At 64.6% G+C, this 5,464-nt stretch carries 4 protein-coding genes and 1 pseudogene; 4 read left to right on the top strand and 1 reads right to left on the bottom strand.

All coding sequences use genetic code 11. The features are described from left to right. The 4 genes from EN742_RS22470 to EN742_RS22455 all read left to right on the top strand — a co-directional run. On the top strand, positions 1 to 1,372 hold a 1,372-nt coding region (locus tag EN742_RS22470; protein ID WP_128333290.1), incomplete at its 5' end, for a carboxyl transferase domain-containing protein. 1 nt (position 1,373) lies between these two features. Further along, a complete protein-coding gene (locus EN742_RS22465; protein ID WP_126055740.1) occupies positions 1,374 to 1,913 on the top strand; it encodes an O-acetyl-ADP-ribose deacetylase in 540 nt (179 codons plus the stop codon). A gap of 240 nt (positions 1,914 to 2,153) precedes the next feature. Further along, positions 2,154 to 2,402, top strand: coding sequence for a hypothetical protein (locus EN742_RS22460; RefSeq protein WP_348628287.1), 249 nt, complete (start codon positions 2,154 to 2,156; stop codon positions 2,400 to 2,402). A 49-nt stretch (positions 2,403 to 2,451) separates the two neighbouring features. After that, complete coding sequence (locus EN742_RS22455) at positions 2,452 to 4,428, top strand: acetyl/propionyl/methylcrotonyl-CoA carboxylase subunit alpha (protein ID WP_128333289.1); 1,977 nt, start codon at positions 2,452 to 2,454, stop codon at positions 4,426 to 4,428. A gap of 46 nt (positions 4,429 to 4,474) precedes the next feature. Here EN742_RS22455 and EN742_RS22450 read toward each other — a convergent pair. Next, a pseudogene (locus EN742_RS22450) lies at positions 4,475 to 5,464 on the bottom strand (branched-chain amino acid ABC transporter substrate-binding protein); the annotation flags it as partial.

Raw genomic sequence — 5,464 nt, 5'->3', positions numbered from 1 at the left:
GTCGATGTATGGCGAGGACATTCCCGCCGCTGGCATCATCATCGGCATCGGCCGCGTCGAGGGCACGGAGTTGATGGTCGTCGTCAACGACGCCACTGTGAAGGGCGGCACCTACTATCCGCTGACGGTGAAGAAGCACCTGCGCGCGCAGGAGATCGCGCTGCAGAACAACCTGCCTTGCGTTTATCTGGTCGATAGCGGCGGCGCCAATCTGCCCAACCAGGACGAGGTGTTTCCCGACCGCGAGCATTTTGGCCGCATCTTCTACAACCAGGCCAACATGTCAGCGGCCGGCATCCCGCAGATCGCCTGCGTCATGGGTTCCTGCACGGCTGGCGGCGCCTATGTGCCGGCAATGTCGGACGAAACCATCATGGTCCGCAACCAGGCGACCATCTTCCTCGGCGGCCCGCCGCTGGTGAAAGCCGCGACCGGCGAGGATGTCAGCGCCGAGGAACTCGGCGGCGCCGACGTGCACACCAGGCTTTCGGGTGTCGCCGACCACTATGCGATGGATGACGAACATGCGCTGGCCATATGCCGGCGCATCATCAGGAATCTCAATCGGAACAAGGCGGTAAGTCTGAACTTACAGAAACCGAATCCGCCGCTTCATGACCCGCATGAACTCTACGGCATCGTGCCGACGGACCTGCGCCAGCCCTATGACGTGCGCGAGGTGATCGCGCGCATCGTCGACGGCTCGGAGTTCGACGAGTTCAAGCAGAATTACGGCACCACCTTGGTGACCGGCTTTGCCCATCTGCACGGCATGCCGGTCGGCATCCTCGGCAACAACGGCGTGCTGTTCTCGGAAAGCGCGCTGAAGGGCGCGCATTTCATCGAGCTCTGCTGCCAGCGCGGCATTCCGCTGGTCTTCCTGCAGAACATCACCGGCTTCATGGTGGGCAAGAAGTACGAAGCCGGCGGCATCGCCAAGGATGGCGCCAAGCTGGTGATGGCGGTCGCCACCGCCAAGGTGCCGAAGGTGACGATGATCATCGGCGGTTCGTTCGGCGCCGGCAATTACGGCATGTGCGGGCGGGCCTATTCGCCCCGCTTCCTGTGGATGTGGCCGAATGCGCGCATTTCGGTGATGGGCGGCGAGCAGGCGGCAACGGTGCTGGCGATGGTCAAGCGTGAGGGTATCGAACGCAAGGGCGGTGAATGGAGCGCCGAGGAGGAAGCCAAATTCAGGAAGCCGATCCTGATGAAATACGAGCATGAGGGCCACCCGCTCTATTCCTCGGCGAGGCTGTGGGACGACGGCATCATCGATCCGGCGAAGGCGCGCGAGGTGCTGGCGCTCAGCCTTTCCGCCGCGCTCAATGCCGGGATCGAGGAGACGCGCTTCGGCGTGTTCAGGATGTGAGATGAACGAAACCGGACAAAGGATCCGCATTCATACCGGCGACATCACGAAGCTGGCGGTTGATGCCATCGTCAACGCCGCCAACTCGTCGTTGCTCGGCGGCGGCGGCGTCGACGGCGCCATCCATCGCGCGGCCGGGCCCGAACTCCTGGCGGAATGCCGGACCCTCAACGGCTGCAAGACCGGCGATGCCAAGCTGACCAAGGGCTACCGGCTGCCGACGCGCTACGTCATCCACACGGTCGGGCCGGTCTGGCAGGGCGGCGGCAAGGGCGAGGCCGACCTGCTCGCCTCCTGCTACCGGCGTTCGCTCGAAATTGCCGCCGGGAGGCAATGCCGCACGATTGCGTTTCCGGCGATCTCGACTGGCATCTATGGCTACCCGAAGGATGAAGCGACCGAGATTGCTGTCGGCACCGTAGATGCCTTCCTGAGCCAGACCGCGGTACCGGAAACCGTCACTTTTTGCTGCTTTGATGAGCAAATGGCGGAACTATACCGAGAGACCGTTGCTGCTCTTGGCGGAGACAGAACTTTATGAGCGGCAGGGACGATTTACAGTTTCAAATAGGACTTCTCGATTTCGGACTAGCCGCACCGAAAAATAGACGCTACTGCTCACCCTGCATTTTGCTATGGGCATGGGGTGAAAATGAAGCCGAATTATCTTCGACGGACGACTGTTTCGATACTTGCGGGATTGCTTATATGCGCTGCGGCCGGAGCCGGCGCGGCGCAATCGCTGGCCGGGAAGGTCGGCGACAAACGATTCACTCCGTATTTGCCGGGCAGCGCGAAGGACGAATGCACCAGGGCCTACAAGGACTATGTGGCTGCAAGTGGCCATTCGGCCTATGCAACGACCTTCTATTCGCGCGTCGTCGACCTCTACATCATCTGCGGCTCGGGACTGAACGCTCCGTCGCAAAAGGCCGCGGAAGAGCGGGCGCTACGATCCTGCCAGGCGGGCTTGAAGAGGTGGAGGGTCAAGACCGCGAGCGGCGGCTGCGAAATCGCAGCTTCGAAGTAGGCCGACGCTCGCCCGACTGGCGCCGACCGAGGCAAAACCGGGGGGCTCCATGTTCGGCAAGATCCTGATCGCCAATCGCGGCGAGATCGCCTGTCGCGTCATCCGCACGGCACGAAGGTTGGGCCTGCGCACCGTCGCCGTCTATTCGGATGCGGATGCGAAGGCCCTGCATGTCGGGATGGCCGACGAGGCGGTCCATATCGGACCCTCGCCGGTCGGCGAAAGCTATCTGCGCGGCGACAGGATCGTCGCGGCAGCACTCGCCACCGGTGCCGAGGCCATCCATCCCGGCTACGGCTTTCTCTCGGAGAATCCCGAGTTCGTCGATCAGGTGACGGCGGCGGGGCTCGTCTTCATCGGCCCGTCGGCGGCTTCGATCCGCGCCATGGGGCTGAAGGACGCGGCCAAGCGCCTGATGGAGAAGGCCGGCGTGCCGGTGGTGCCTGGCTATCACGGCGAAGCGCAGGAGATCGTGCTCCTGGCCTCCAAGGCGCGCGAGATCGGCTATCCCGTGCTGATCAAGGCGCGCGCCGGCGGCGGCGGCAAGGGCATGCGCCGCGTCGACCACCCGGACGATTTCTCCGAGGCGCTGTCCGGTGCGCGGCGTGAGGCAAAGGCGGCGTTCGGTGACGACCGCGTGCTGGTGGAAAAATACGTCGACAAGCCGCGCCACATCGAAGTGCAGGTGTTCGGCGACAATTTCGGCAATGCCGTGCATCTCTTCGAGCGTGACTGCTCGGCGCAGCGCCGCCACCAGAAAGTGATCGAGGAAGCGCCTGCCCCAGGCATGACGCCGGTGCTGCGCAAGGCGATGACCGAGGCCGCGGTGAAGGCCGCCAAGGCGATCAGCTATTCAGGCGCCGGCACGATCGAATTCATCGTCGACGCCTCGCAGGGGCTGAAGGCCGACCGCTTCTGGTTCATGGAGATGAACACGCGCCTGCAGGTCGAACATCCGGTTACCGAAATGGTGACCGGCATCGATCTGGTCGAATGGCAGCTGCGGGTCGCGGCGGGCGAGAAACTGCCGAAGACGCAAGGCGAACTCCAGCTCGCTGGCCATGCCTTCGAGGCGCGCATCTATGCCGAGGACGCCACCAGAGGATTCCTGCCAGCGACGGGCACGCTGCACCACCTGAAATTCCCGCAAACCGCACCAGAGCATGCCGCCATGCGGATCGAGACCGGCGTGCGCGCGGGAGATCAGATCTCGCCCTTCTCCGATCCGATGATCGCCAAGCTGGTGGTGCACGGCAAGGACCGGGCCGCAGCGCTTGCGGCGCTGCGCAAGGCGCTGGCTGAGACCGAAGTGGCCGGCTCGACGGTCAACACCGCCTTTCTCGCCGCGCTCGCGGCCGATGCCGATTTCGCGGCCGGCGACGTCGACACCGGGCTGATCGGCCGGCATCAGGATGAGCTGGTCGCCCGGCCCCCGCCAAGCGACGAGACCATCGCCGCCGCCGCGCTCGCGGCGACCGGCGCAGGCGCCCCCGCCACCGGCGGCGACCCATGGGCGTCGCTTGCCGGCTATGCACACTTCCACACGGTAGCGCGACGTATCAGGCTTCGTCACGGCGAGGAAGATATCCTGGCGCGGGTCTCGGCACGGCCGGACGGCCGCTTCCAGGTGGCGCTGGAAGCGCCGCATGACGCGATCAATTCGCATGATCTGCGGGCCATTCCGCGCACCGCCCGATGGCCGGGACACATCACCGTATTCGAAGGCGCGGTCGGCTATTCCTTCGCGGTGCCTGATCCGCTGGCCAAGGCCGATGATGCGGCCGCGGCATCCGGCAGCCTGCGCGCGCCGATGCCCGGGCTGGTCAAGCTGGTGCGCGCCGGGGTGGGCGATGCCGTGATCAAGGGCCAGCCGCTCTTGATCCTGGAGGCGATGAAGATGGAGCACACAATCGCAGCCCCGCATGACGGGGTGATCGCCGAGGTTGCGGCCGAGGGCGCGCAGGTGAGCGACGGCACAGTGCTGGTGCGCTTCGTAGATGAGGCGCAAGGTAGCCACTCCAAATGAAAATGGCCGGGATCAGCCCGGCCATCTCAATCCGGATGCAGAACGACTACGGCTGGATCGGCGCGTATTTGCCGTCGTGCCACTGGTTGATGTCGTAGCTGGCGTTCTTCAGGTCGCCCTTCTCGTCGAAGACGACGTCGCCGACCACGGTGCTGATCGGCTGGCCGTTCTTCAGCGCTTCGGCGACCTTGGCCGGATCGTCGCTGCCGGCGCGCTTGATGCCCTCGGCGAAGGCCTGGACACGGCATAGGAGAACAGTGTGAAGCCTTCCGGTGCGAAGCCGCCGGCCTTGATCTTGGCGACGGCATCCTTGGCCTGGGGCTTCGCCTGCGGATCCGACGGGAAGACGAACATCGTGCCTTCGCCGGCCGGGCCGGAAACCTGCCAGAATTCCGGTGTGGCGATCGAGTCCGGCATGATCAGCTGGAACTTGACGTTCTGCTCGGCCGCCTGGCGCAGGATGAGGCCGGCTTCTGGATGGTAGCCGCCAAAATAGACCACGTCGGCCTTCAGCTCCTTCAGCTTGGTGACAAGGGCGGAATAGTCCTTCTCGCCGGCATTGATGCCTTCGTAATCCACTTCCTTGAGGCCGCCGGCATTCATCGTCGCCCTGACGGCGTCGGCCACGCCCTGGCCGTAGGCGCTCTTGTCATGCAGGATGACGACGTTCTTGCCGGCATATTTCTTGGCGATCCACGGACCGATGAAGGCGCCCTGCGCATCGTCGCGCGTATAGAGGCGCATGATCGTCGGCCAGCCGGCCTTGGCCGCGGCATCGGTCAGCTCCGGATTTGAGGAGGCCGGGCTCATCATCAGCGTGCCGGCCTCGGCATAGACGGCGGAGGCGGGAATGCTGGAACCCGAGCAGGCATGGCCGTCGACGAATTTGGTGCCGTCGGCGACGATGCGATTGGCGACCGAAACCGCCTGCTTCGGATCGCATTGGTCGTCCTGAACGTCGAGCTTGATCTGGTTGCCGTTGACACCGCCGGAGGCGTTGATGGCGTCGGCGGCGGCCTGGGCGCCCTGCTTGAAC

The sequence above is a fragment of the Mesorhizobium sp. M4A.F.Ca.ET.020.02.1.1 genome (assembly GCF_004022645.1).
In the GTDB taxonomy this organism is placed as follows: Bacteria; Pseudomonadota; Alphaproteobacteria; order Rhizobiales; family Rhizobiaceae; genus Mesorhizobium.
Note: the sequence above shows the minus strand (reverse complement) of the source record. Positions and strands in the feature narration are given on the sequence as shown.